Source organism: Escherichia sp. MOD1-EC6475, from assembly GCF_003046645.1.
Classification (GTDB): domain Bacteria; phylum Pseudomonadota; class Gammaproteobacteria; order Enterobacterales; family Enterobacteriaceae; genus Escherichia; species Escherichia ruysiae.
In genome coordinates this window covers 121052-144002 of record NZ_PZKQ01000025.1, presented here as the reverse complement: position 1 = coordinate 144002, position 22951 = coordinate 121052, and the positions used below count along the sequence as shown (strand labels likewise).

General features: G+C 51.7%; 22 protein-coding genes. 19 read left to right on the top strand and 3 right to left on the bottom strand.

Annotation, left to right across the window (positions count from 1 at the left end; genetic code table 11):
* Nucleotides 1-63 precede the first annotated feature (63 nt).
* On the bottom strand, nt 64-3228 hold the full coding sequence (gene rne / locus A7589_RS08810) for a ribonuclease E (protein WP_000827347.1): 3165 nt from the start codon (nt 3226-3228) through the stop codon (nt 64-66).
* A gap of 572 nt (nt 3229-3800) precedes the next feature.
* Between rne and rluC the strand changes: the two genes are divergently transcribed.
* Nucleotides 3801-4760, top strand: a complete 960-nt coding sequence (gene rluC, locus A7589_RS08800; RefSeq protein ID WP_024257331.1) for a 23S rRNA pseudouridine(955/2504/2580) synthase RluC — start codon at nt 3801-3803, stop codon at nt 4758-4760.
* 116 nt (nt 4761-4876) lie between these two features.
* Here the strand turns inward: rluC and yceF are convergent, their stop codons facing one another.
* Complete coding sequence (gene yceF / locus A7589_RS08795; RefSeq protein WP_010352275.1) at nt 4877-5461, bottom strand: 7-methyl-GTP pyrophosphatase; 585 nt, start codon at nt 5459-5461, stop codon at nt 4877-4879.
* 198 nt (nt 5462-5659) lie between these two features.
* Here yceF and yceD point away from each other — a divergent pair, with 198 nt between their 5' ends.
* The 14 genes from yceD to ptsG all read left to right on the top strand — a co-directional run bounded on the left by yceD (nt 5660) and on the right by ptsG (nt 18166).
* A complete protein-coding gene (gene yceD / locus A7589_RS08790) occupies nt 5660-6181 on the top strand; it encodes a 23S rRNA accumulation protein YceD (protein WP_001174481.1) in 522 nt (173 codons plus the stop codon).
* A 51-nt stretch (nt 6182-6232) separates the two neighbouring features.
* Nucleotides 6233-6406 (top strand): 50S ribosomal protein L32, encoded by a 174-nt coding sequence (rpmF, locus tag A7589_RS08785; protein ID WP_000290727.1) that lies wholly within the window; start codon nt 6233-6235, stop codon nt 6404-6406.
* A gap of 80 nt (nt 6407-6486) precedes the next feature.
* Nucleotides 6487-7557: a phosphate acyltransferase PlsX gene (gene plsX, locus A7589_RS08780; RefSeq protein ID WP_000197577.1), complete on the top strand. Its 1071-nt coding sequence runs from the start codon at nt 6487-6489 to the stop codon at nt 7555-7557.
* A 67-nt stretch (nt 7558-7624) separates the two neighbouring features.
* Nucleotides 7625-8578, top strand: coding sequence for a beta-ketoacyl-ACP synthase III (gene fabH, locus A7589_RS08775; RefSeq protein WP_000288127.1), 954 nt, complete (start codon nt 7625-7627; stop codon nt 8576-8578).
* A 15-nt stretch (nt 8579-8593) separates the two neighbouring features.
* Complete coding sequence (fabD, locus tag A7589_RS08770) at nt 8594-9523, top strand: ACP S-malonyltransferase (protein ID WP_108188806.1); 930 nt, start codon at nt 8594-8596, stop codon at nt 9521-9523.
* 12 nt (nt 9524-9535) lie between these two features.
* On the top strand, nt 9536-10270 hold the full coding sequence (gene fabG, locus A7589_RS08765) for a 3-oxoacyl-ACP reductase FabG (RefSeq protein WP_001008544.1): 735 nt from the start codon (nt 9536-9538) through the stop codon (nt 10268-10270).
* Nucleotides 10271-10480: 210 nt separating this feature from the next.
* Nucleotides 10481-10717, top strand: a complete 237-nt coding sequence (gene acpP, locus A7589_RS08760) for an acyl carrier protein (RefSeq protein WP_000103754.1) — start codon at nt 10481-10483, stop codon at nt 10715-10717.
* Between the two features lie 87 nt (nt 10718-10804).
* On the top strand, nt 10805-12046 hold the full coding sequence (gene fabF, locus A7589_RS08755) for a beta-ketoacyl-ACP synthase II (RefSeq protein ID WP_000044679.1): 1242 nt from the start codon (nt 10805-10807) through the stop codon (nt 12044-12046).
* Nucleotides 12047-12165: 119 nt separating this feature from the next.
* The gene (gene pabC / locus A7589_RS08750; RefSeq protein ID WP_000478661.1) at nt 12166-12975 is read left to right on the top strand and encodes an aminodeoxychorismate lyase; all 810 of its coding nucleotides are present in this window, start codon (nt 12166-12168) and stop codon (nt 12973-12975) included.
* A gap of 2 nt (nt 12976-12977) precedes the next feature.
* A complete protein-coding gene (gene yceG / locus A7589_RS08745; protein ID WP_000756883.1) occupies nt 12978-14000 on the top strand; it encodes a cell division protein YceG in 1023 nt (340 codons plus the stop codon).
* Entirely contained in the window at nt 13990-14631 is a 642-nt protein-coding gene (tmk, locus tag A7589_RS08740) for a dTMP kinase (RefSeq protein WP_001257015.1), read from the top strand. Before yceG ends, tmk begins: the two co-directional genes overlap by 11 nt.
* Nucleotides 14628-15632 carry a DNA polymerase III subunit delta' gene (gene holB, locus A7589_RS08735; protein ID WP_001267912.1) on the top strand — a complete coding sequence of 335 codons (1005 nt, stop codon included), beginning with the start codon at nt 14628-14630 and terminating at the stop codon, nt 15630-15632. The genes tmk and holB overlap by 4 nt, the downstream gene beginning before the upstream one ends.
* 10 nt (nt 15633-15642) lie before the next feature.
* Nucleotides 15643-16440 carry a metal-dependent hydrolase gene (locus A7589_RS08730; protein ID WP_000480283.1) on the top strand — a complete coding sequence of 266 codons (798 nt, stop codon included), beginning with the start codon at nt 15643-15645 and terminating at the stop codon, nt 16438-16440.
* A 292-nt stretch (nt 16441-16732) separates the two neighbouring features.
* Nucleotides 16733-18166, top strand: a complete 1434-nt coding sequence (gene ptsG / locus A7589_RS08725; protein WP_000475698.1) for a PTS glucose transporter subunit IIBC — start codon at nt 16733-16735, stop codon at nt 18164-18166.
* A gap of 59 nt (nt 18167-18225) precedes the next feature.
* Here ptsG and fhuE read toward each other — a convergent pair whose 3' ends face one another.
* On the bottom strand, nt 18226-20415 hold the full coding sequence (fhuE, locus tag A7589_RS08720; protein ID WP_016158073.1) for a ferric-rhodotorulic acid/ferric-coprogen receptor FhuE: 2190 nt from the start codon (nt 20413-20415) through the stop codon (nt 18226-18228).
* Nucleotides 20416-20748: 333 nt separating this feature from the next.
* Here fhuE and hinT point away from each other — a divergent pair, with 333 nt between their 5' ends.
* The 4 genes from hinT to thiK are packed head-to-tail and all read left to right on the top strand — an operon-like array spanning nt 20749 to nt 22948.
* Nucleotides 20749-21108, top strand: coding sequence for a purine nucleoside phosphoramidase (gene hinT / locus A7589_RS08715; protein WP_000807125.1), 360 nt, complete (start codon nt 20749-20751; stop codon nt 21106-21108).
* A 2-nt stretch (nt 21109-21110) separates the two neighbouring features.
* Nucleotides 21111-21488, top strand: coding sequence for a YcfL family putative periplasmic lipoprotein (locus A7589_RS08710; protein WP_108188805.1), 378 nt, complete (start codon nt 21111-21113; stop codon nt 21486-21488).
* A 13-nt stretch (nt 21489-21501) separates the two neighbouring features.
* Nucleotides 21502-22143: a penicillin-binding protein activator LpoB gene (gene lpoB / locus A7589_RS08705; RefSeq protein ID WP_000164442.1), complete on the top strand. Its 642-nt coding sequence runs from the start codon at nt 21502-21504 to the stop codon at nt 22141-22143.
* Nucleotides 22124-22948, top strand: coding sequence for a thiamine kinase (gene thiK, locus A7589_RS08700; RefSeq protein WP_001116777.1), 825 nt, complete (start codon nt 22124-22126; stop codon nt 22946-22948). The genes lpoB and thiK overlap by 20 nt, the downstream gene beginning before the upstream one ends.
* Nucleotides 22949-22951 lie beyond the last annotated feature (3 nt).

Below are 22951 nucleotides of genomic sequence, written 5' to 3'. Positions count from 1 at the left end.
TGATTCAAAGATGAAATAAAAAGCCCCAGCGATTGCCAGGGCTTGATTACTTTGAGCTAATGATTACTCAACAGGTTGCGGACGCGCAGGAGCGGCAGAGGCATGATGCGTTGCCGTATGACCACCTGCGGCACCTTTACCTTCGAAGGCAAAAGTAGGGCGCTGCCAGTCACTGTGACGCGGTGCTTCCGGAACATATTCCGGAGCCGGAGCGCGTGTCATCGGCGCGGTAGCGTGGTTATGCTCAGCTGCGACCTCAGGTTCAACAGCGGCTACCGTTTCAACTTCTGCTGCGACTTCAGCAACCACAGGTGCGGCAGGTTGAGCGACAACTTCAGGTTCGGCAACCACAACCTCGGCAGTTTCAGCCACTTCTTCAATATCTGCCGTCTCTTCCTGTGGTTCAACCACTGGCTCCGCATGTTCTGCAACGTCCTGTGCTACAGCAACATCAGCCTCGGCAATCACCTGTGGCTGTTCAGTTACCGCTGCGGCAACCACTTCCGGTTGCGCTTGCGCAACCTGAACTGGTGCTTCTACGGTTTCGGTCACTTCTTCAATAACCGGCGCAGTAACGACGGGTTCGACGGCGGCGGCGACAGGAACTTCAGTCACCATCGGCTGCATCTGTACTTCTTCCTGTTCGCGTTGCTCTTCAACCTGTACATCTTGCGGACGTACTACCGGATAGCGAATCCAGACTTTGCCAGAGGCCAGTTCAGGAGACGCACACGCTACGGTTAATGGCATTGGTGACTGAACCGGATAACGCTCATCACGATAGCGGCGACGACGCTGACCACTCACGCGCAGGTGGCGCGGCGAGCGGCGAGAACGACGCGGCATACCACCGTTGTCACGGTTATCGGCATTGTTCTCTTCTTGTTGTTGTTCCGGCGCAGTTTGTGCAACGACTGGCAATGGTACTTTCACCAGTTCAGTACGCTGGGCAGGCGCTTCCGGCATAACAGGTTCGGCGGCGACGGTTTCTTCAACCACCGGTGCGGCGACTACTTCTTCCGCAACGCTTTGCTCGTAACGCACTTTCTGATTTAGCTGGCGCTGTTTACGACGCGGCTGAACCGGACGTACACGCTCCTCCTGTTCGGTTTCCTGAACAGATTGCTCTTCAACATTCAGTGCCTTCGCTTCTTGTTGTACCTGACGTTTATCATCGTTGCGGCGACGACTACGCTCACGACGCGGTGCTTGCTGCTCGTCGGTGGCACGCGCTTTTTCTGTTACATCAGTCTGCTGACGGCTCTCACGCGTCTCGGCAGTCTGCTGCTGTGACTGGCGACGATTACGACGGTTTTCTTCGCGATTATCGCTACCCTCTGTACGTTCGCTACGCGTGTCGCGGCGTTCATTACGGTCACGGCGATTATTCTGACGAGGCTTACGGCGATCCTGTTGACGTTCCGGTTTCGCTTCTGCTTTCGGTGCAGGCTGCTCGGTTGGTTTGGTTTCTTCACCACCGCTGAACAGCGATTTCAGGGCGTTGAAGAGACGGCTTAACAGGCCTGGTTGGGCAGGAGCCGCAGGCGTAGTCGGCGCTGCTTTAGGCGCCGGAGCTGCTGCAGGTGCTACAGGTTCAGCCGGGGCTGGAGCAGGTGGCACATCCGGCATGGCAAAAGTTGCCAGTGCAGGTTGTTCCGGACGTTTACGCTCCGCAAACTCTTCTTCTGACGGCAGCGCCATTGCTTCTTCATGCAGCTTCGGCAGCATGTAGCTTAAGGTCGGCGTCTCTTCCCCTTTACGCACGCGCAGTACGTGGTAGTGCGGAGTTTCCATCTGATCGTTTGGTACAATCACACAGCGCACGCCGTCCTGACGGGTTTCAATTGCATTTACCGCAGAACGTTTTTCGTTCAGCAGGTAAGAGGCAATAGGGACAGGAACAATAGCGTGGACTTCCTGAGTGTTCTCTTTCAGGGCTTCTTCTTCAATCAGACGCAGAATAGAGAGCGACAGGGATTCATTATCACGCACGGTGCCAGTACCAGAGCAACGCGGGCAGACGTGATGGCTGGATTCACCCAGCGACGGGCTCAGGCGCTGACGGGACATCTCCAGCAGGCCAAAGCGAGAGATATGACTGATTTGAATACGCGCACGATCCTGACGTACTGCTTCACGCAGACGGTTTTCTACGGCACGCTGGTGGCGTACTGGCGTCATGTCGATGAAGTCGATAACAATCAGACCGCCGAGGTCACGCAGGCGTAGCTGACGAGCAATTTCATCGGCAGCTTCCAGGTTGGTGTTAAACGCGGTTTCTTCGATATCGCCGCCGCGAGTTGCACGAGCGGAGTTGATGTCGATGGCGGTTAACGCTTCGGTGCTGTCGATAACAATGGAGCCACCAGACGGCAGACGGACTTCACGCTGGAAAGCGGACTCGATCTGCGATTCGATCTGGTAGTGGCTGAACAGTGGAATTTCACCCGTGTACAGTTTGATTTTGCTGCTGAAATCCGGGCGACCTAATGCAGCGATATGCTGACGCGCCAGTTCGAGTACTTTCGGGTTATCGATAAGGATTTCGCCGATGTCCTGGCGTAAGTAATCGCGGAATGCGCGAACGATAACATTGCTCTCCTGATGGATCAGGAACGGAGCAGGGCGACTTTCAGCGGCTTTTTTGATTGCTTCCCAGTGTTTCAGACGGAAGCTTAAATCCCATTGCAGCGCCTCAGCAGATTTGCCGACGCCTGCGGTGCGCACGATAAGCCCCATGCCTTCAGGCAGTTCGAGGCTCGCCAGTGCTTCTTTTAATTCGGTACGGTCGTCGCCTTCAATACGGCGAGAAATGCCACCCGCGCGCGGGTTGTTCGGCATCAGAACCAGATAGCTACCCGCCAGACTGATAAAGGTGGTTAATGCCGCGCCTTTGTTGCCGCGCTCTTCTTTATCGATCTGAACAATGACTTCCTGACCTTCACGCAACACATCTTTAATGTTGGGACGACCATGAGCACTGTAGTTAGCAGGGAAATATTCGCGGGCAATTTCTTTTAGTGGGAGGAAACCATGACGTTCAGCGCCGTAATCAACAAAAGCAGCTTCCAGACTCGGTTCAATGCGGGTGATTTTACCTTTGTAGATGTTCGCCTTTTTCTGTTCATGCCCTGGACTTTCGATATCCAGATCATACAGACGCTGCCCATCTACAAGGGCAACGCGCAACTCTTCCTGCTGAGTTGCGTTGATTAACATTCTTTTCATCGTAACTTACTCATTATTCTTACATTGACGACTAAGCTGCGGGCAAAGTAACGCCTTTCCGGGTGTGAACCGATGGCCTCGTGTCTAGTCGCGTCGCCAACCTCACGGTTATCGTCAGCTCAAAGAGGCGCAGAGTGTCGGTTGCCCGTTTTTCATGCGGAAAAACAGCGCAATTATCAGAGAAACAGACTGGGTATTACTCTCCAGAAATATTTCCATCTACCGGTAAGGACTGCAACCCGCAGCCCGCTAACTGCCTGAAAGATCAATACGTCTTACGCCATTGCTGCGTTGATGATCGGTCGGGCAAAATGGGGTATTCCGTAAAATTTCTTGTTTTAACAAGGTTGGACACGGAAACGTTCTCATTATTCCACTGCAAGCCTTGTTATAGCAAGATGACTTTTACCATTTATCACCCACTTACTCACAGTTTTTTCACTTCTTGCTGGCGATTGGTTTAATAACCATCAATTAAGTGATTGCACTGGGAAGTAATAAGGTGCAGAACTAAATATAAGCATAGAAAAATGAGTGGCGCGAATCCTGTTGGCTATTTAGAATCGCCCACCATGAAAACAGAGACTCCATCCGTAAAAATCGTTGCTATCACCGCTGATGAAGCGGGGCAACGTATCGACAACTTTTTGCGTACCCAATTGAAAGGCGTACCAAAAAGTATGATTTACCGTATTTTGCGTAAAGGCGAAGTGCGGGTGAACAAAAAACGTATTAAGCCTGAATATAAACTCGAAGCTGGTGATGAAGTGCGTATTCCGCCGGTTCGCGTTGCCGAACGGGAAGAAGAGGCCGTTTCGCCGCATCTGCAAAAAGTGGCGGCGCTGGCGGACGTCATCTTATATGAAGATGATCATATCCTGGTGCTCAATAAACCCTCAGGTACGGCGGTGCATGGCGGCAGTGGTTTAAGTTTCGGCGTTATTGAAGGGCTGAGGGCGTTGCGCCCGGAAGCGCGATTTCTTGAACTGGTGCATCGACTCGACCGGGACACTTCAGGTGTATTGCTGGTAGCGAAAAAACGTTCGGCGTTACGTTCTCTGCATGAGCAATTACGTGAAAAAGGGATGCAAAAAGATTACCTGGCGCTGGTACGCGGTCAGTGGCAGTCGCACGTGAAGAGTGTCCAGGCTCCGCTGCTGAAGAATATTCTGCAAAGCGGCGAACGTATTGTGCGTGTGAGCCAGGAAGGTAAACCGTCAGAAACGCGCTTCAAAGTGGAAGAACGCTATGTGTTTGCCACGCTGGTTCGTTGCAGTCCGGTTACCGGACGTACACACCAGATCCGTGTGCATACTCAATACGCTGGTCATCCGATTGCGTTTGATGATCGTTACGGCGATCGTGAGTTTGATCAACAGCTCACTGAGACCGGAACGGGGCTGAAGCGTTTGTTCCTGCACGCGGCAGCGTTGAAGTTTACCCATCCGGGAACGGGTGAGGTGATGCGTATCGAAGCGCCGATGGATGATGGTCTGAGGCGTTGTTTGCAGAAACTGCGTAATGCGCGTTAATACAAACATATAAGCCAGATATAATGGGTGGTAGACCTGATAAGGTGTTTACGTCGCGTCAGGCTGCCAGAACCGATTGCCGGATGCGGCGTAAATGCTTTATCCGGCAGACAAAACTACCCCATCAGCGGGTTTTTCCCTTCCCGACGTAACATCTGACAGAGCGCGATAAGCGGCAAACCAACCAGCGTGTTAGGGTCACGTCCTTCTAAACGCTCGAATAGCGTAATGCCAAACCCTTCACTCTTAAAACTGCCAGCGCAGTGCAGGGGATGTTCTTTACGCACGTAATTATCAATCTCCGCCTCGCTTAAGTGGCGGAAATGAACGTCAAAAGGTTCCACTTCCGTTTGCAGATGCCCGCTCGCCGAATTAAACAGCGCCAGCCCAGTATAGAAGGTGACAATATTGCCGCTGGCTTTGCGTAATTGCAGACGCGCATTTTCTTCCGTTAACGGTTTACCGGTGATTTCGCCATCAAGAACACACACCTGGTCTGAACCGATAATTAAATGAGAGGGATAACGTGATGCTAAGGATTGCGCTTTTTCTTGTGCCAGCCGGAGCACCAGCTGGCGCGGCGATTCATCGCTATGCGGGGTTTCGTCGACCTCCGGAGCGGCACATTCGAAAGAGATTTGTAGTTTTTCAAGTAAGGCGCGGCGCCAGGGCGAAGTGGAGGCTAAAATAAGTTTAGACATATTTTTTTCCATCAGATATAGCGTATTGATGATAGCCATTTTAAACTATGCGCTTCGTTTTGCAGGTTGATGTTCGTTATCAGCACTGAACGAAAATAAAGCAGTAACCCGCAATGTGTGCGAATTATTGGCAAAAGGCAACCACAGGCTGCCTTTTTCTTTGACTCTATGACGTTACAAAGTTAATATGCGCGCCCTATGCAAAAGGTAAAATTACCCCTGACTCTCGATCCGGTTCGTACGGCTCAAAAACGCCTTGATTACCAGGGTATCTATACTCCTGATCAGGTTGAGCGCGTCGCCGAATCCGTAGTCAGTGTGGACAGTGATGTGGAATGCTCCATGTCGTTCGCTATCGATAACCAACGTCTCGCAGTGTTAAACGGCGATGCGAAGGTGACGGTAACGCTCGAGTGTCAGCGTTGCGGGAAGCCGTTTACTCATCAGGTCTACACAACGTATTGTTTTAGTCCTGTGCGTTCAGACGAACAGGCTGAAGCACTGCCGGAAGCGTATGAACCGATTGAGGTTAACGAATTCGGTGAAATCGATCTGCTTGCAATGGTTGAAGATGAAATCATCCTCGCCTTGCCGGTAGTTCCGGTGCATGATTCTGAACACTGTGAAGTGTCCGAAGCGGACATGGTCTTTGGTGAACTGCCTGAAGAAGCGCAAAAGCCAAACCCATTTGCCGTATTAGCCAGCTTAAAGCGTAAGTAATTGGTGCTCCCCGTTGGATCGGGGATAAACCGTAATTGAGGAGTAAGGTCCATGGCCGTACAACAGAATAAACCAACCCGTTCCAAACGTGGCATGCGTCGTTCCCATGACGCGCTGACCGCAGTCACCAGCCTGTCTGTAGACAAAACTTCTGGTGAAAAACACCTGCGTCACCACATCACTGCCGACGGTTACTACCGTGGCCGCAAGGTCATCGCTAAGTAATCACGCATCTGCGTGATGAAGCTTAGTGAGGATTTTCCCCAGGCAACTGGGGAAAGACCAAACCGGGCGGCGACGATACCTTGACACGTCTAACCCTGGCGTTAGATGTCATGGGGGGTGATTTTGGCCCTTCTGTGACAGTGCCTGCAGCTTTGCAGGCACTGAACTCTAATTCGCAACTCACTCTTCTTTTAGTCGGTAACCCCGACGCCATCACGCCATTACTTGCTAAAGCTGATTTTGAACAACGTTCGCGTTTGCAGATTATTCCTGCGCAGTCAGTTATCGCCAGTGATGCCCGGCCTTCGCAGGCTATCCGCGCCAGTCGCGGTAGCTCAATGCGCGTGGCGCTGGAGCTGGTGAAAGAAGGTCGAGCGCAAGCCTGTGTCAGTGCTGGCAATACCGGGGCGCTGATGGGGCTGGCTAAATTATTACTCAAGCCCCTGGAGGGGATTGAGCGCCCGGCGTTGGTGACGGTGTTACCGCATCAACAAAAGGGCAAAACGGTGGTTCTCGATTTAGGAGCCAACGTCGATTGTGACAGCACAATGTTGGTGCAATTTGCCATTATGGGCTCAGTTTTGGCTGAAGAGGTGGTGGAAATTCCAAATCCTCGCGTGGCGTTGCTCAATATTGGTGAAGAAGAAGTAAAGGGTCTCGACAGTATTCGGGATGCCTCAGCGGTGCTTAAAACAATCCCTTCTATCAATTATATCGGCTATCTTGAAGCCAATGAGTTATTAACTGGCAAGACAGATGTGTTGGTCTGTGACGGCTTTACAGGAAATGTCACATTAAAGACGATGGAAGGTGTTGTCAGGATGTTCCTTTCTCTGCTGAAATCTCAGGGAGAAGGGAAAAAACGGTCGTGGTGGCTACTGTTATTAAAGCGTTGGCTACAAAAGAGCCTGACGAGGCGATTCAGTCACCTCAACCCCGACCAGTATAACGGCGCCTGTCTGTTAGGATTGCGCGGCACGGTGATAAAAAGTCATGGTGCAGCCAATCAGCGAGCTTTTGCGGTCGCGATTGAACAGGCAGTGCAGGCGGTGCAGCGACAAGTTCCTCAGCGAATTGCCGCTCGCCTGGAATCTGTATACCCAGCTGGTTTTGAGCTGTTGGACGGTGGCAAAAGCGGATCTCTGCGGTAGCAGGACGCTGCCAGCGAACTCGCAGTTTGCAAGTGACGGTATATAACCGAAAAGTGACTGAGCGTACATGTATACGAAGATTATTGGTACTGGCAGCTATCTGCCCGAACAAGTGCGGACAAACGCCGATCTGGAAAAAATGGTGGATACCTCTGACGAGTGGATTGTCACTCGTACTGGCATCCGCGAACGCCACATTGCCGCGCCAAACGAAACCGTTTCTACCATGGGCTTCGAAGCGGCGACGCGTGCAATTGAAATGGCGGGCATTGATAAAGACCAGATTGGCCTGATCGTTGTGGCAACAACTTCTGCCACGCACGCCTTCCCGAGCGCAGCATGTCAGATTCAAAGCATGTTGGGCATCAAAGGTTGCCCGGCGTTTGACGTTGCTGCAGCCTGTGCAGGTTTCACCTACGCGCTGAGCGTAGCCGATCAATATGTGAAATCTGGTGCGGTGAAGTATGCTCTGGTCGTCGGTTCCGATGTGCTGGCGCGCACCTGCGATCCAACAGATCGCGGGACCATTATCATTTTTGGCGACGGCGCGGGCGCTGCGGTGCTTGCTGCCTCTGAAGAGCCTGGAATTATCTCCACGCATCTTCATGCCGATGGCAGCTATGGTGAATTGCTGACATTGCCTAACGCCGACCGTGTGAATCCAGAAAATTCAATTCATCTGACCATGGCGGGCAACGAAGTCTTCAAGGTTGCGGTAACCGAGTTGGCGCACATCGTTGATGAGACGCTGGCGGCAAATAACCTTGATCGTTCCCAACTGGACTGGCTGGTTCCGCATCAGGCGAACTTGCGTATTATCAGCGCGACGGCGAAAAAACTCGGCATGTCGATGGACAATGTCGTCGTGACGCTGGATCGACACGGTAATACCTCTGCCGCTTCTGTGCCTTGTGCACTTGATGAAGCTGTACGCGACGGGCGTATCAAGCCTGGACAGCTGGTTCTGCTTGAAGCCTTTGGCGGTGGGTTCACCTGGGGCTCCGCGCTGGTTCGTTTCTAGGATAAGGATTTAAAGATGACGCAATTTGCATTTGTGTTCCCTGGACAGGGCTCTCAAACCGTTGGGATGCTGGCTGATATGGCGGCGAGCTATCCTATTGTCGAAGAAACGTTTGCTGAAGCCTCTGCGGCGCTGGGCTACGACCTGTGGGCGCTGACCCAGCAGGGGCCTGCCGAAGAACTGAATAAAACCTGGCAAACCCAGCCTGCGCTGTTGACTGCATCTGTTGCGTTGTACCGTGTGTGGCAGCAGCAGGGCGGTAAAGCACCGGCGATGATGGCCGGTCACAGCCTGGGTGAATACTCCGCGCTGGTTTGCGCTGGTGTGATTGATTTTGCTGATGCAGTGCGTCTGGTTGAGATGCGCGGCAAGTTCATGCAGGAAGCTGTACCGGAAGGGACAGGCGCAATGGCGGCAATCATCGGTCTTGATGATGCGTCTATTGCTAAAGCTTGCGAAGAAGCTGCAGAAGGTCAGGTGGTTTCTCCGGTAAACTTTAACTCTCCGGGGCAGGTCGTTATTGCCGGTCATAAAGAAGCGGTTGAGCGTGCAGGTGCTGCCTGTAAAGCTGCGGGCGCAAAACGTGCGTTGCCGTTGCCAGTGAGCGTACCGTCTCACTGTGCGCTGATGAAACCGGCTGCCGATAAACTGGCTGTTGAATTGGCGAAAATCACCTTCAATACCCCAACCGTCCTGGTTGTGAATAACGTTGATGTGAAATGCGAAACTAATGGCGATGCTATCCGTGATGCGCTGGTACGTCAGCTGTATAATCCGGTTCAATGGACGAAATCTGTTGAATACATGGCAGCGCAAGGCGTTGAACATCTTTATGAAGTGGGACCAGGCAAAGTGCTTACTGGCCTGACAAAACGCATTGTCGACACCCTGACCGCCTCGGCGCTGAACGAACCTTCAGCGATGGCAGCGGCGCTCGAGCTTTAAAAGAGGAAAAACATGAATTTTGAAGGAAAAATCGCACTGGTAACCGGTGCAAGCCGTGGGATTGGTCGCGCAATTGCGGAAACGCTCGCAGCTCGTGGCGCGAAAGTTATCGGTACTGCGACCAGTGAAAGCGGTGCTCAGGCGATCAGCGATTATTTAGGTGATAACGGTAAAGGTCTGATGTTGAATGTGACCGACCCGGCATCTATCGAATCTGTTCTGGAAAAAATTCGCGCAGAATTTGGTGAAGTCGATATCCTGGTCAATAATGCCGGTATCACTCGTGATAACCTGTTAATGCGAATGAAAGATGATGAGTGGAACGATATTATCGAAACCAACCTTTCATCTGTTTTCCGTCTGTCAAAAGCGGTAATGCGCGCTATGATGAAAAAGCGTCATGGTCGTATTATCACTATCGGTTCTGTGGTTGGTACCATGGGAAATGGCGGTCAGGCCAACTACGCTGCGGCGAAAGCGGGCTTGATCGGCTTCAGTAAATCCCTGGCGCGCGAAGTTGCGTCACGTGGTATTACTGTAAACGTTGTTGCTCCGGGCTTTATTGAAACGGACATGACACGTGCGCTGAGCGATGACCAGCGTGCGGGTATCCTGGCGCAGGTTCCTGCGGGTCGCCTCGGCGGCGCACAGGAAATCGCCAACGCGGTTGCATTCCTGGCATCCGACGAAGCAGCTTACATCACGGGTGAAACTTTGCATGTGAACGGCGGGATGTACATGGTCTGACCGCGATTTGCACAAAATGCTCATGTTGCGCGCAGTCTGCGTGGTTATGAGTAATAATTAGTGCAAAATGATTTGCGTTGTTGGGGGGTATGGCCTCAAAATAACGTAAAATCGTGGTAAGACCTGCCGGGATTTAGTTGCAAATTTTTCAACATTTTATACACTACGAAAACCATCGCGAAAGCGAGTTTTGATAGGAAATTTAAGAGTATGAGCACTATCGAAGAACGCGTTAAGAAAATTATCGGCGAACAGCTGGGCGTTAAGCAGGAAGAAGTTACCAACAATGCTTCTTTCGTTGAAGACCTGGGCGCGGATTCTCTTGACACCGTTGAGCTGGTAATGGCTCTGGAAGAAGAGTTTGATACTGAGATTCCGGACGAAGAAGCTGAGAAAATCACCACCGTTCAGGCTGCCATTGATTACATCAACGGCCACCAGGCGTAAGTGAACATCTCCAGGCGGTCGTTCGACCGCCTGAGTTTTATCTTTTTGTCCCACTAGAATCATTTTTTCCCTCCCTGGAGGACAAACGTGTCTAAGCGTCGTGTAGTTGTGACCGGACTGGGCATGTTGTCTCCTGTCGGCAATACCGTAGAGTCTACCTGGAAAGCTCTGCTTGCCGGTCAGAGTGGCATCAGCCTAATCGACCATTTCGATACTAGCGCCTATGCAACGAAATTTGCTGGCTTAGTAAAGGATTTTAACTGTGAGGACATTATCTCGCGCAAAGAACAGCGCAAGATGGATGCCTTCATTCAATATGGAATTGTCGCTGGCGTTCAGGCCATGCAGGATTCTGGCCTTGAAATAACGGAAGAGAACGCAACCCGCATTGGTGCCGCAATTGGCTCCGGGATTGGCGGCCTCGGACTGATCGAAGAAAACCACACATCTTTGATGAACGGTGGTCCACGTAAGATCAGCCCATTCTTCGTTCCGTCAACGATTGTGAACATGGTGGCAGGTCACCTGACTATCATGTATGGCCTGCGTGGCCCAAGCATCTCTATCGCGACCGCCTGTACTTCCGGCGTGCACAACATTGGTCATGCTGCGCGTATTATCGCGTATGGCGATGCTGACGTGATGGTTGCAGGTGGCGCAGAGAAAGCCAGTACGCCGCTGGGCGTTGGCGGTTTCGGCGCGGCACGTGCATTATCTACCCGCAATGATAACCCGCAAGCGGCTAGCCGCCCGTGGGATAAAGAGCGTGATGGTTTCGTACTGGGCGATGGTGCCGGTATGCTGGTGCTCGAAGAGTACGAACACGCGAAAAAACGCGGTGCGAAAATTTACGCTGAACTCGTCGGCTTTGGTATGAGCAGCGATGCCTATCATATGACGTCGCCGCCGGAAAATGGCGCAGGCGCAGCTCTGGCAATGGCAAATGCTCTGCGTGATGCAGGTATTGAAGCGAGCCAGATTGGCTACGTTAACGCGCACGGTACTTCAACGCCTGCTGGCGATAAAGCCGAAGCGCAGGCAGTGAAAACCATCTTCGGTGAAGCTGCAAGCCGTGTACTGGTAAGCTCCACGAAATCCATGACCGGTCACCTGTTAGGTGCGGCGGGTGCGGTAGAGTCTATCTACTCCATCCTGGCGCTGCGCGATCAGGCTGTTCCGCCGACCATCAACCTGGATAACCCGGATGAAGGTTGCGATCTGGATTTCGTACCGCATGAAGCACGTCAGGTCAGCGGAATGGAGTATACCCTGTGTAACTCCTTCGGCTTCGGTGGCACTAATGGTTCTTTGATCTTTAAAAAGATCTAAGTTGCTATTTCCCACCTGTATAAAAGGTCCGCTTGCGGGCCTTTTTTCTTAGGTTTTATTCAGACTTGTTCCGCAGTGAACATGCTGCCACACTAACAATCCTCTGATAAGGAGCCGGTATGTTCTTAATTAACGGTCATAAACAGGATTCGCTGGCAGCAAGCGATCGGGCAACGCAATTTGGCGATGGTTGTTTCACTACAGCCAGAATTATCGACGGTGAAGTCAGTTTGTTATCCGCGCATATACAGCGACTACAGGAAGCCACTCAGCGGTTAATGATCGCCTGTGATTTCTGGCCGCAGCTTGAGCAAGAGATGAAAACGCTGGCAGCAGCACAGCAGAACGGTGTGCTGAAAGTGGTGATCAGTCGCGGCAGTGGTGGGCGAGGATACAGCACATTGAACAGCGGTCCGGCAACGCGCATTCTCTCCGTTGCGGCTTACCCTGCACATTATGACCGCTTACGCAAAGAGGGCATTACTCTGGCGCTAAGTCCAGTACGCCTTGGACGCAATCCTTATCTCGCAGGTATTAAACATCTTAATCGGCTTGAGCAAGTGCTAATTCGCTCTCATCTTGAGCAGACAAACGCCGATGAGGCGCTGGTTCTTGACAGCGAAGGGTGGGTTACGGAATGCTGTGCGGCTAATTTGTTATGGCGCAAGAGCAACGTAGTTTATACGCCGCGTCTGGATCAGGCTGGTGTCAACGGTATTATGCGACAATTCTGCATCCGTTTACTGGCACAATCCTCTTATCAGCTTGTCGAAGTACAAGCCTCGCTGGAGGAGGTGATGCAGGCAGATGAGATGGTAGTTTGTAATGCGTTGATGCCAGTGATTCCCGTGCGTGCCTGTGGCGAGGCCTCCTTTTCGTCAACAACGCTATATGAATATTTAGCCCCACTTTGTGAGCACCCGAATTAGTCATGAAAAAAGTGTTATTGATTGTTTTGTTATTGCTGGTGGTACTGGGTATCGCCGCTGGTGTGGGCGTCTGGAAGATTCGCCACCTCGCCGACAGCAAATTACTTATTAAAGAAGAGACGATATTTACTCTGAAACCAGGGACCGGACGTCTGGCGCTCGGTGAACAACTTTATGCCGATAAGATCATCAATCGCCCACGGGTATTTCAATGGCTGCTGCGTATCGAGCCGGATCTTTCTCATTTCAAAGCCGGGACTTACCGCTTTACACCGCAGATGACCGTGCGTGAGATGCTGAAATTGCTGGAAAGCGGTAAAGAAGCACAGTTTCCACTACGCCTGGTGGAGGGGATGCGTCTGAGCGATTACCTCAAACAATTGCGTGAGGCGCCGTATGTCAAGCACACGCTGAGCGACGATAAATACGCCACTGTGGCACAGGCGCTGGAGCTGGAAAACCCTGAGTGGATTGAAGGCTGGTTCTGGCCAGACACCTGGATGTATACCGCCAATACCTCCGATGTCGCGTTACTCAAGCGAGCGCACAAGAAAATGGTGAAAGCGGTCGATAGCGCCTGGGAAGGGCGTGCGGACGGTCTACCTTATAAAGATAAAAACCAGCTGGTGACGATGGCATCAATTATCGAAAAAGAAACCGCCGTTGCCAGTGAACGCGATCAGGTTGCCTCGGTATTTATCAACCGTTTACGCATTGGTATGCGCCTGCAGACCGACCCAACCGTGATTTACGGGATGGGAGAGCGTTATAATGGCAAACTTTCTCGTGCAGACCTGGAAACGCCGACAGCGTATAACACCTATACCATTACCGGTTTGCCGCCAGGTGCGATAGCTACGCCGGGGGCGGATTCGCTGAAGGCTGCTGCGCATCCGGCAAAAACGCCGTATCTCTATTTTGTGGCCGATGGTAAAGGTGGTCACACGTTTAATACCAATCTTGCCAGTCATAACAAGTCTGTGCAGGATTATCTGAAAGTGCTTAAGGAAAAAAATGCGCAGTAAGTATATCGTCATTGAAGGGCTGGAAGGCGCAGGCAAAACCACCGCACGCAACGTGGTGGTTGAGACGCTTGAGCAACTGGGTATCCGCGACATGGTTTTCACTCGGGAACCCGGCGGTACGCAACTTGCCGAAAAGTTAAGAAGCCTGGTGCTGGATATCAAATCGGTAGGCGATGAAGTCATTACCGATAAAGCCGAAGTGCTGATGTTTTATGCCGCGCGTGTACAACTGGTAGAAACCGTCATCAAACCGGCACTGACAAATGGCACATGGGTGATTGGTGATCGCCACGATCTCTCCACTCAGGCGTATCAGGGCGGTGGTCGTGGTATTGACCAGCATATGCTGGCAACGTTGCGTGATGCCGTTCTTGGGGATTTTCGCCCTGATTTAACGCTCTATCTCGATGTTACTCCAGAAGTAGGCCTTAAGCGCGCGCGTGCGCGCGGCGAGCTGGATCGCATTGAGCAAGAGTCTTTTGATTTCTTTAATCGCACCCGCGCTCGCTACCTGGAACTGGCTGCACAAGATAAAAGCATTCACACTATTGATGCAACACAATCGCTGGAAGATGTCATGGACGCGATTCGCACCACCGTGACTCACTGGGTTAAGGAGCAGGGCGAATGAGATGGTATCCATGGTTACGACCTGATTTCGAAAAACTGGTAGCCAGCTATCAGGCCGGAAGGGGTCACCATGCGCTACTGATTCAGGCATTACCTGGCATGGGCGATGATGCCTTAATCTACGCTCTGAGCCGTTATTTACTTTGCCAACAACCGCAGGGCCACAAAAGCTGTGGTCATTGTCGCGGATGCCAGTTGATGCAGGCGGGGACGCACCCCGATTATTACACTCTTGCTCCCGAAAAAGGGAAGAATGCTCTGGGCATTGATGCCGTGCGTGAAGTCACCGAAAAGCTTAATGAACACGCACGATTAGGCGGTGCGAAAGTTGTCTGGGTCACCGATGCCGCCTTGCTGACCGATGCCGCTGCCAATGCCTTGCTGAAAACACTGGAAGAGCCGCCAGCGGAAACCTGGTTTTTCCTCGCTACACGAGAACTTGAACGCTTACTGGCAACACTGCGCAGCCGTTGTCGCTTGCATTATCTTGCACCGCCGCCGGAACAGTACGCAGTGAGCTGGCTTGCGCGTGAAGTGACAATGTCACAAGAGGCTATGCTAACCGCATTGCGCCTGAGCGCCGGTTCGCCTGGCGCTGCATTGGGGCTGTTTCAAGGGGATATCTGGCAGGCACGTGAGACACTTTGTCAGGCGTTGGCAAACAGCGTGCAATCTGGCGACTGGTATTCGATGTTGTCGGCACTTAACCACGAACAAGCTCCGGCGCGTCTGCACTGGTTGGCAACTTTGTTGATGGATGCGCTCAAACGCCATTATGGCGCTTCACAAGTCACCAATGTTGATGTTCCTGGCGTTGTCGCCACGCTGGCAAACCAGCTTTCTCCCTCTCGCCTGCAGGCTATACTGGGGGATGTTTGCCAAAGTCGTGAGCAGTTAATTTCTGTCACAGGCGTAAACCGCGAGCTTGTCATTACCGATCTTTTACTGCGTATTGAGCATTACCTGCAACCGGACGTTGTGTTACCGGTTCCTCATCTTTAAGAGAGACATTATGTTTTTAGTCGACTCACACTGCCATCTCGATGGTTTGAATTATGAATCTTTACACAAGGACGTGGATGACGTTCTGGCGAAAGCCGCCGCGCGCGATGTGAAATTTTGTCTGGCGGTCGCCACGACATTGCCCGGTTACCTGCATATGCGGGATCTGGTTGGCGAACGTGACAACGTCGTTTTTTCTTGCGGTGTGCATCCGCTAAACCAGAATGATCCCTACGATGTGGAAGATTTACGCCGTCTGGCAGCAGAAGAGGGCGTTGTTGCGCTGGGTGAAACCGGGCTGGATTATTATTACACGCCGGAAACAAAAGTCCGTCAGCAAGAATCCTTCATTCATCATATCCAGATTGGTCGCGAACTGAACAAGCCGGTTATCGTCCATACGCGTGACGCCCGCGCCGATACGCTGGCTATTCTGCGTGAAGAAAAAGTGACGGATTGTGGTGGCGTACTACACTGTTTTACAGAGGACAAAGAAACGGCGGGCAAGTTACTGGATCTCGGATTTTACATCTCCTTTTCCGGCATTGTGACCTTCCGTAATGCGGAACAACTGCGCGATGCCGCGCGTTATGTCCCGCTGGATCGGCTACTGGTGGAAACTGACTCGCCTTACCTGGCGCCAGTGCCACATCGAGGAAAAGAGAATCAACCTGCGATGGTTCGTGACGTTGCAGAATACATGGCTGTGTTGAAAGGTGTTGCCGTTGAAGAACTGGCGCAGGTAACCACCGATAACTTCGCCCGTCTGTTTCACATCGACGCTTCCCGCCTGCAGTCCATCAGTTGAATGAATTTTTTTTAAGCTCGTAATTAATGGTTAAAACGAGTAAAGTTCACCGCCGCAAATTGGGCGGTGGCTAACCATGTTTGAAACATTTTGACATATGTTTTGTCAAAATGTGCAACTTCGCTAAAGACCTGAAGTTGAAACGTGATAGCCGTCAAACAAATCGACACTGAATTATTTTACTCTGTGTAATAAATAAAGGGCGCTTAGATGCCCTGTACACGGCAAGGTTCTCCCCCCTTGCCACGCGTGAGAACGTAAAAAGCACCCATACTCAGGAGCACTCTCAATTATGTTTAAGAATGCATTTGCTAACCTGCAAAAGGTCGGTAAATCGCTGATGCTGCCGGTATCCGTACTGCCTATCGCAGGTATTCTGCTGGGCGTCGGTTCCGCGAATTTCAGCTGGCTGCCAGCCGTTGTATCGCATGTTATGGCAGAAGCAGGCGGTTCCGTCTTTGCAAACATGCCACTTATTTTTGCGATCGGTGTCGCCCTTGGCTTTACCAATAACGATGGCGTATCCGCTCTTGCCGCAGTTGTTGCCTATGGCATCATGGTAAAAACCATGGCTGTGGTCGCGCCGCTGGTACTGCATTTACCTGCTGAAGAAATTGCCGCTAAACATCTGGCGGATACTGGCGTACTTGGGGGGATCATCTCCGGTGCGATTGCAGCGTACATGTTTAACCGTTTCTACCGTATTAAGCTGCCTGAGTATCTTGGCTTCTTTGCCGGTAAACGCTTTGTACCGATCATTTCTGGTCTGGCTGCCATCTTTACTGGCGTTGTGCTGTCCTTCATTTGGCCGCCGATTGGTTCCGCAATCCAGACCTTCTCCCAGTGGGCTGCTTACCAGAACCCGGTAGTTGCATTTGGTATTTACGGCTTCATCGAACGTTGTCTGGTGCCGTTTGGTCTGCACCACATCTGGAACGTACCTTTCCAGATGCAGATTGGTGAATACACCAACGCAGCAGGTCAGGTCTTCCACGGCGATATTCCGCGTTATATGGCGGGTGACCCGACTGCGGGTAAACTGTCTGGCGGCTTCCTGTTTAAAATGTACGGTCTGCCGGCTGCTGCGATTGCTATCTGGCACTCTGCTAAACCAGAAAACCGCGCTAAAGTTGGCGGTATCATGATCTCCGCTGCGTTGACCTCGTTCCTGACCGGTATCACCGAGCCGATCGAGTTCTCCTTCATGTTCGTTGCGCCGATCCTGTACATCATCCACGCTATTCTGGCTGGTCTGGCATTCCCAATCTGTATTCTGCTGGGAATGCGCGACGGTACTTCGTTCTCGCACGGCCTGATCGACTTCATCGTACTGTCTGGTAACAGCAGCAAACTGTGGCTGTTCCCGATTGTCGGTATTGGTTATGCGATTGTTTACTACACCATCTTCCGTGTGCTGATTAAAGCTCTGGATCTGAAAACGCCGGGCCGCGAAGACGCAACTGAAGATGCGAAAGCAACCGGTACTAGCGAAATGGCTCCGGCTCTGGTTGCCGCATTTGGTGGTAAAGAAAACATCACTAACCTCGACGCATGTATTACTCGTCTGCGCGTCAGCGTTGCTGATGTGTCCAAAGTGGATCAGGCTGGCCTGAAGAAACTGGGCGCAGCGGGCGTAGTGGTTGCTGGTTCTGGTGTTCAGGCGATTTTCGGTACTAAATCCGATAACCTGAAAACCGAGATGGATGAGTACATCCGCAACAACTAATCAGTAGAATGTTGGGGAGACTAAGGCAGCCGAATGGCTGCCTTTTTTACAGGTGTTAATCAGAATTGATACGTGCCGGTAATACTGAAATTACGTGGTGCGCCGTAGACGATAGAACCTTCCACATTGGTATCGTAGGTTTTGTCGAACAGGTTATTGACGTTCCCCTGCAACGAGAAGTTTTTCGTCACCTGGTAGCGGGTGAACAGATCCACCAGCGCGTAGCTACCTTGCTCGGCGCGGAAGGTGCCATACGGTGTCACGGTGTCGGTATACACCCGATTTTGCCAGTTAACGCCGCCGCCGACCGTCAACTCTGGCATGACAGGCGACCGATAGCTGGTAAACATTTTAACCGTGGTACGTGGCAGATTCGGATTAACGGCATTCCCCTCGTTATCTTCCGCCACATAGCGCGTTGCGCCAAACGTCAGCTGCCAGTTGTCGGTAATTGCGCCGTTAAGTTCAAATTCCACGCCTTTACTTACTGTCCCATCCACCGCTTTATAGGCGGTTTCGCCGTTACTGCCGGGGATAGGCATTCCGGTGGACTGGGCGACATTATCCTGCTCAATACGGAAGATGGCTAACGTGGTGGTCAGACGGCTATTCATCCAGTCTGATTTTAGACCCAGTTCGTAGTTGTTACCGGTGATTGGCGCCAGATATTTGCCCGAACTGTCGCGATCATTTTGCGGCTGGAAAATAGAGGTATAGCTGGCATAGGTCGACCAGTTGTCATTGATGTCAAACACCAGACCCGCATAAGGCGTAGTGTGGTTTTTCTCCATGCTGTAAGTCAGCGTATCAACCCGCCAGTTGGTATAACGTGCGCCGAGGATAAGATGCAGCGGATCGGCAAGGGTGACACGAGTGGCGGCATATAACGATTTCATATGTGTGGTATCGTCCTGCGCCAGGCTTTGCGGCGCCCAGTTAGTCTGCGGGAAGTTACCGTTGAAGTTGTAGAAACTGCCAATTTCATTGGGGAAAACGTTAGCCCAGGAGCTGAAATAGCGGTTGTTTTGTTTACTGTAGCTACCGCCGAGCATCAGATTGTGCTGGTGACCAAATAATTCATAACTGCCGTCGGCAAACAGATCCAGCGCGTCAACTTTACGTTTGCCACTGTTCCAGCCAGTGCCGCCAACATAATCAAATCCGGGGCCATAGCTGCCATATGGTCCCACCAGCGTTCCATCTGCTTTATTTACGTAGGCATCGACATACATCATTTTGCTGTCAAATTCGACTTCGGAATGGGTAGCATTCAGCGTCGCCTGCCAGGTATCGGCAAATCGCTGCTTCAGTGACAGAAAGACTTTGTTGATCTCTTTGTCGTTATACGCCCAGTCAGGCGCGGTACTGCGGGCGCGATCGTAACTGTTGCTGCTGCCATCGGTATTCCAGCGTGGCAGGCCGCCCCAGGTCGGGCTGTTAACATCAATACGTTGATATTCATAACCGGCAGAAAATGTGGTCAGCTCGCCCAAATCAGCATCCACAATGCCGGAGAAGAAAGTTTTTTCGCTATTGTAGCGATCCAGCCATAAATCGTTGTTCTGATAGCCGCCAACAATTCGTGCGCGGACTTTACCATCTTCCGTGAGCGGACTTTGTAAATCCGCCACATAACGTTCTTTGTTCCAGCTACCGTATTCCGCCGAGACATCGCCTTTAAATTCACGGCTGGTGGCGTGTTTGCGGACCATATTAATCGCCGCAGAAGGATTGCCGGTGCCGGTCATTAGCCCGGTCGCGCCACGCACCACTTCTACACGCTCGAACAGCGCCATATCCGTGAGTGCGTCGCCCAGATTCCAGCGCGATTCAAAATAGGTGGGGATGCCATCGACCATATAGTTATCGATCTGGAATCCACGCGAATAATAGAGGGTGCGGTCGGAGTCGGCCTGGCTTTTGCTTATCCCCAGAGTGTTTTCCATCACTTCGCCCAGCGTTTGCAGTTGCTGATCTTCCATTCGCTGCTGGCTGACAATAGTGACCGACTGTGGAATATCACGTTGAGTCATCTGCATTTTAGTACCTACAGAGGTAGACGTTACGCTGTAATCATTTTCGTCATTAACTGGAGCATTGGCAGCCCCTTCAACAATCACTGTTTCTTCGGCGGTTGGCACGGCCAGTGTAGCGGAAGGAAATAAAGCCAGAGCAATGCAGGCTGCGAGCAGCGACGGCGTGGCTGCGGCTTGATGCTGATTATCCCTGTTAAATTGTGTCGAAAGCATCTGAAATCTCTTGATTTATGTTGTAGTCAGGCTCATTCCAGAGGAGGGCGATGAGCAGTAATATTTAGCGCGCTAATAATTTTTCATGGTAATGCAAATGAGAAATATACGCATTCATATTTAACATGTAAACCAAAGAGAAAGTGTGTTTTCGGTTCATTCGCAGGCATAAAGGGGAATAATGGCGATGTATGCGGCAGTAAAACGGTTTTTTGCTTAATAAATCGTGGGTTAAGGTTGAAAGAGCGGGTTTAACTCGACCATACTCTATACTCGCAGTGTGGCGCGGCGTAGCATGGCGCAACGCATGACTATTTGAAAAAGGAAAATGTCGTGGCAGAAGAAACTATTTTCAGCAAAATTATTCGTCGTGAGATCCCCTCCGATATCGTCTACCAGGATGATCTGGTAACGGCGTTTCGCGATATTTCGCCGCAAGCGCCAACGCATATTTTAATCATTCCTAATATCCTGATTCCTACCGTAAACGACGTCTCTGCCGAGCATGAGCAGGCGCTGGGACGCATGATCACTGTAGCGGCAAAAATTGCTGAGCAAGAAGGCATTGCCGAAGATGGCTATCGTCTGATCATGAACACCAACCGCCATGGCGGGCAAGAGGTGTACCACATCCATATGCACTTGCTGGGTGGCCGTCCTCTGGGCCCAATGCTGGCGCATAAAGGTCTGTAACGATGAGAAAAGGATGCTTTGGGCTGGTGTCTCTGGCGCTGTTATTGCTGGTGGGGTGTCGTTCACATCCGGAGATTCCGGTGAATGAAGAACAATCTCTGGTGATTGAGTCATTTCTTCTGGCTGCGGGCATCAGTGCAGAAAAGCCCGTTCTTTCAATGTCTGATATTCAGCCTTCTGCATCCTCGACGCTTTATAACGAAAGGCAAGAACCCGTTACCGTTCATTATCGTTTTTACTGGTATGACGCCAGAGGACTGGAGATGCATCCTCTGGAAACGCCCCGCAGCGTTACCATTCCCGCACGTTCGGCGGTAACTCTGTACGGCAGCGCCAATTATCTGGGGGCGCACAAAGTCAGACTTTATCTATATTTGTAAGGGGTGAATCTTGATGACAAAAATGAGTCGCTACGCCTTAATCACCGCGCTGGCGATGTTTCTCGCCGGGTGTGTGGGGCAACGAGAACCAGCACCGGTAGAAGAGGTGAAACCTGCGCCGGAGCAACCTGCCGAGCCGCAACAGCCTGTACCAACCGTGCCATCGGTGCCGACGATCCCGCAGCAGCCAGGGCCAATTGAGCACGAAGATCAAACCGCACCGCCTGCGCCGCATATTCGTCATTATGACTGGAACGGTGCAATGCAGCCGATGGTCAGTAAAATGCTTGGGGCTGATGGTGTGACCGCAGGCAGCGTTCTGCTGGTTGATAGCGTTAACAACCGTACTAACGGCTCGCTGAATGCCGGAGAAGCGACCGAAACGCTACGTAATGCGCTGGCCAATAACGGTAAATTTACACTCGTTTCTGCCCAACAGCTTTCAATGGCCAAGCAGCAGTTAGGTTTGTCGCCGCAGGACAGTTTAGGCACTCGCAGTAAAGCGATTGGCATTGCCCGTAACGTCGGCGCTCATTATGTGCTGTACTCCAGTGCCTCTGGTAACGTCAACGCACCGACCCTGCAAATGCAACTCATGCTGGTGCAGACGGGTGAAATTATCTGGTCAGGTAAAGGTGCCGTTCAGCAACAATAATCCCATCACGCGCGACGAATTATTGTCGCGCTATTTCCCGCAGTATCATCCCGTCGCGACGTTTAATCATGGACTTAGCGGCGGGAGTTTTCTCATTGAACATCAGGATCTGCGTTTCGTTGTGCGTCAGACTCACGATCCTGATGCACCGCAGTCCGTGTTCCTGCGCCAGTATCGGGCGTTATCACGATTACCGGCATACCTTGCACCGAAGCCACATCTCTATATCCGTGGCTGGATGGTGGTTGACTATTTGCCCGGCGAGGTAAAAACGCAATTGCCGGATACCGACGAACTGGCAGGCTTGCTGTATTATCTGCATCAACAACCGCGCTTTGGCTGGCGAATAACCCTGCTGCCGTTACTGGAAAGGTACTGGCAGCGAAGCGATCCTGCGCGGCGGACAGCGGGTTGGCTGCGACTATTAAAACGTCTGCGCAAAATACGGGAACCACAGCCATTACGCTTAAGCCCATTGCATATGGATGTTCATGCCGGAAACTTAGTGCATAGTGCTTCTGGGTTAAAACTCATTGACTGGGAGTATGCTGGTGATGGCGATATCGCGCTGGAACTGGCGGCGGTGTGGGTGGAAAATACTGAGCAGCACCGGCAATTGGTCAATGACTATGCCGTGCGCGCAAAGATCAATCCGGCGCAATTATGGCGTCAGGTCAGGCGCTGGTTTCCCTGGTTGCTGATGCTCAAAGCAGGGTGGTTTGAGTACCGCTGGCAACAAAGCGGCGATCAACAATTTATCAGGCTTGCCGATGACACCTGGCGGCAGCTATCAATAAAACAATAAGGA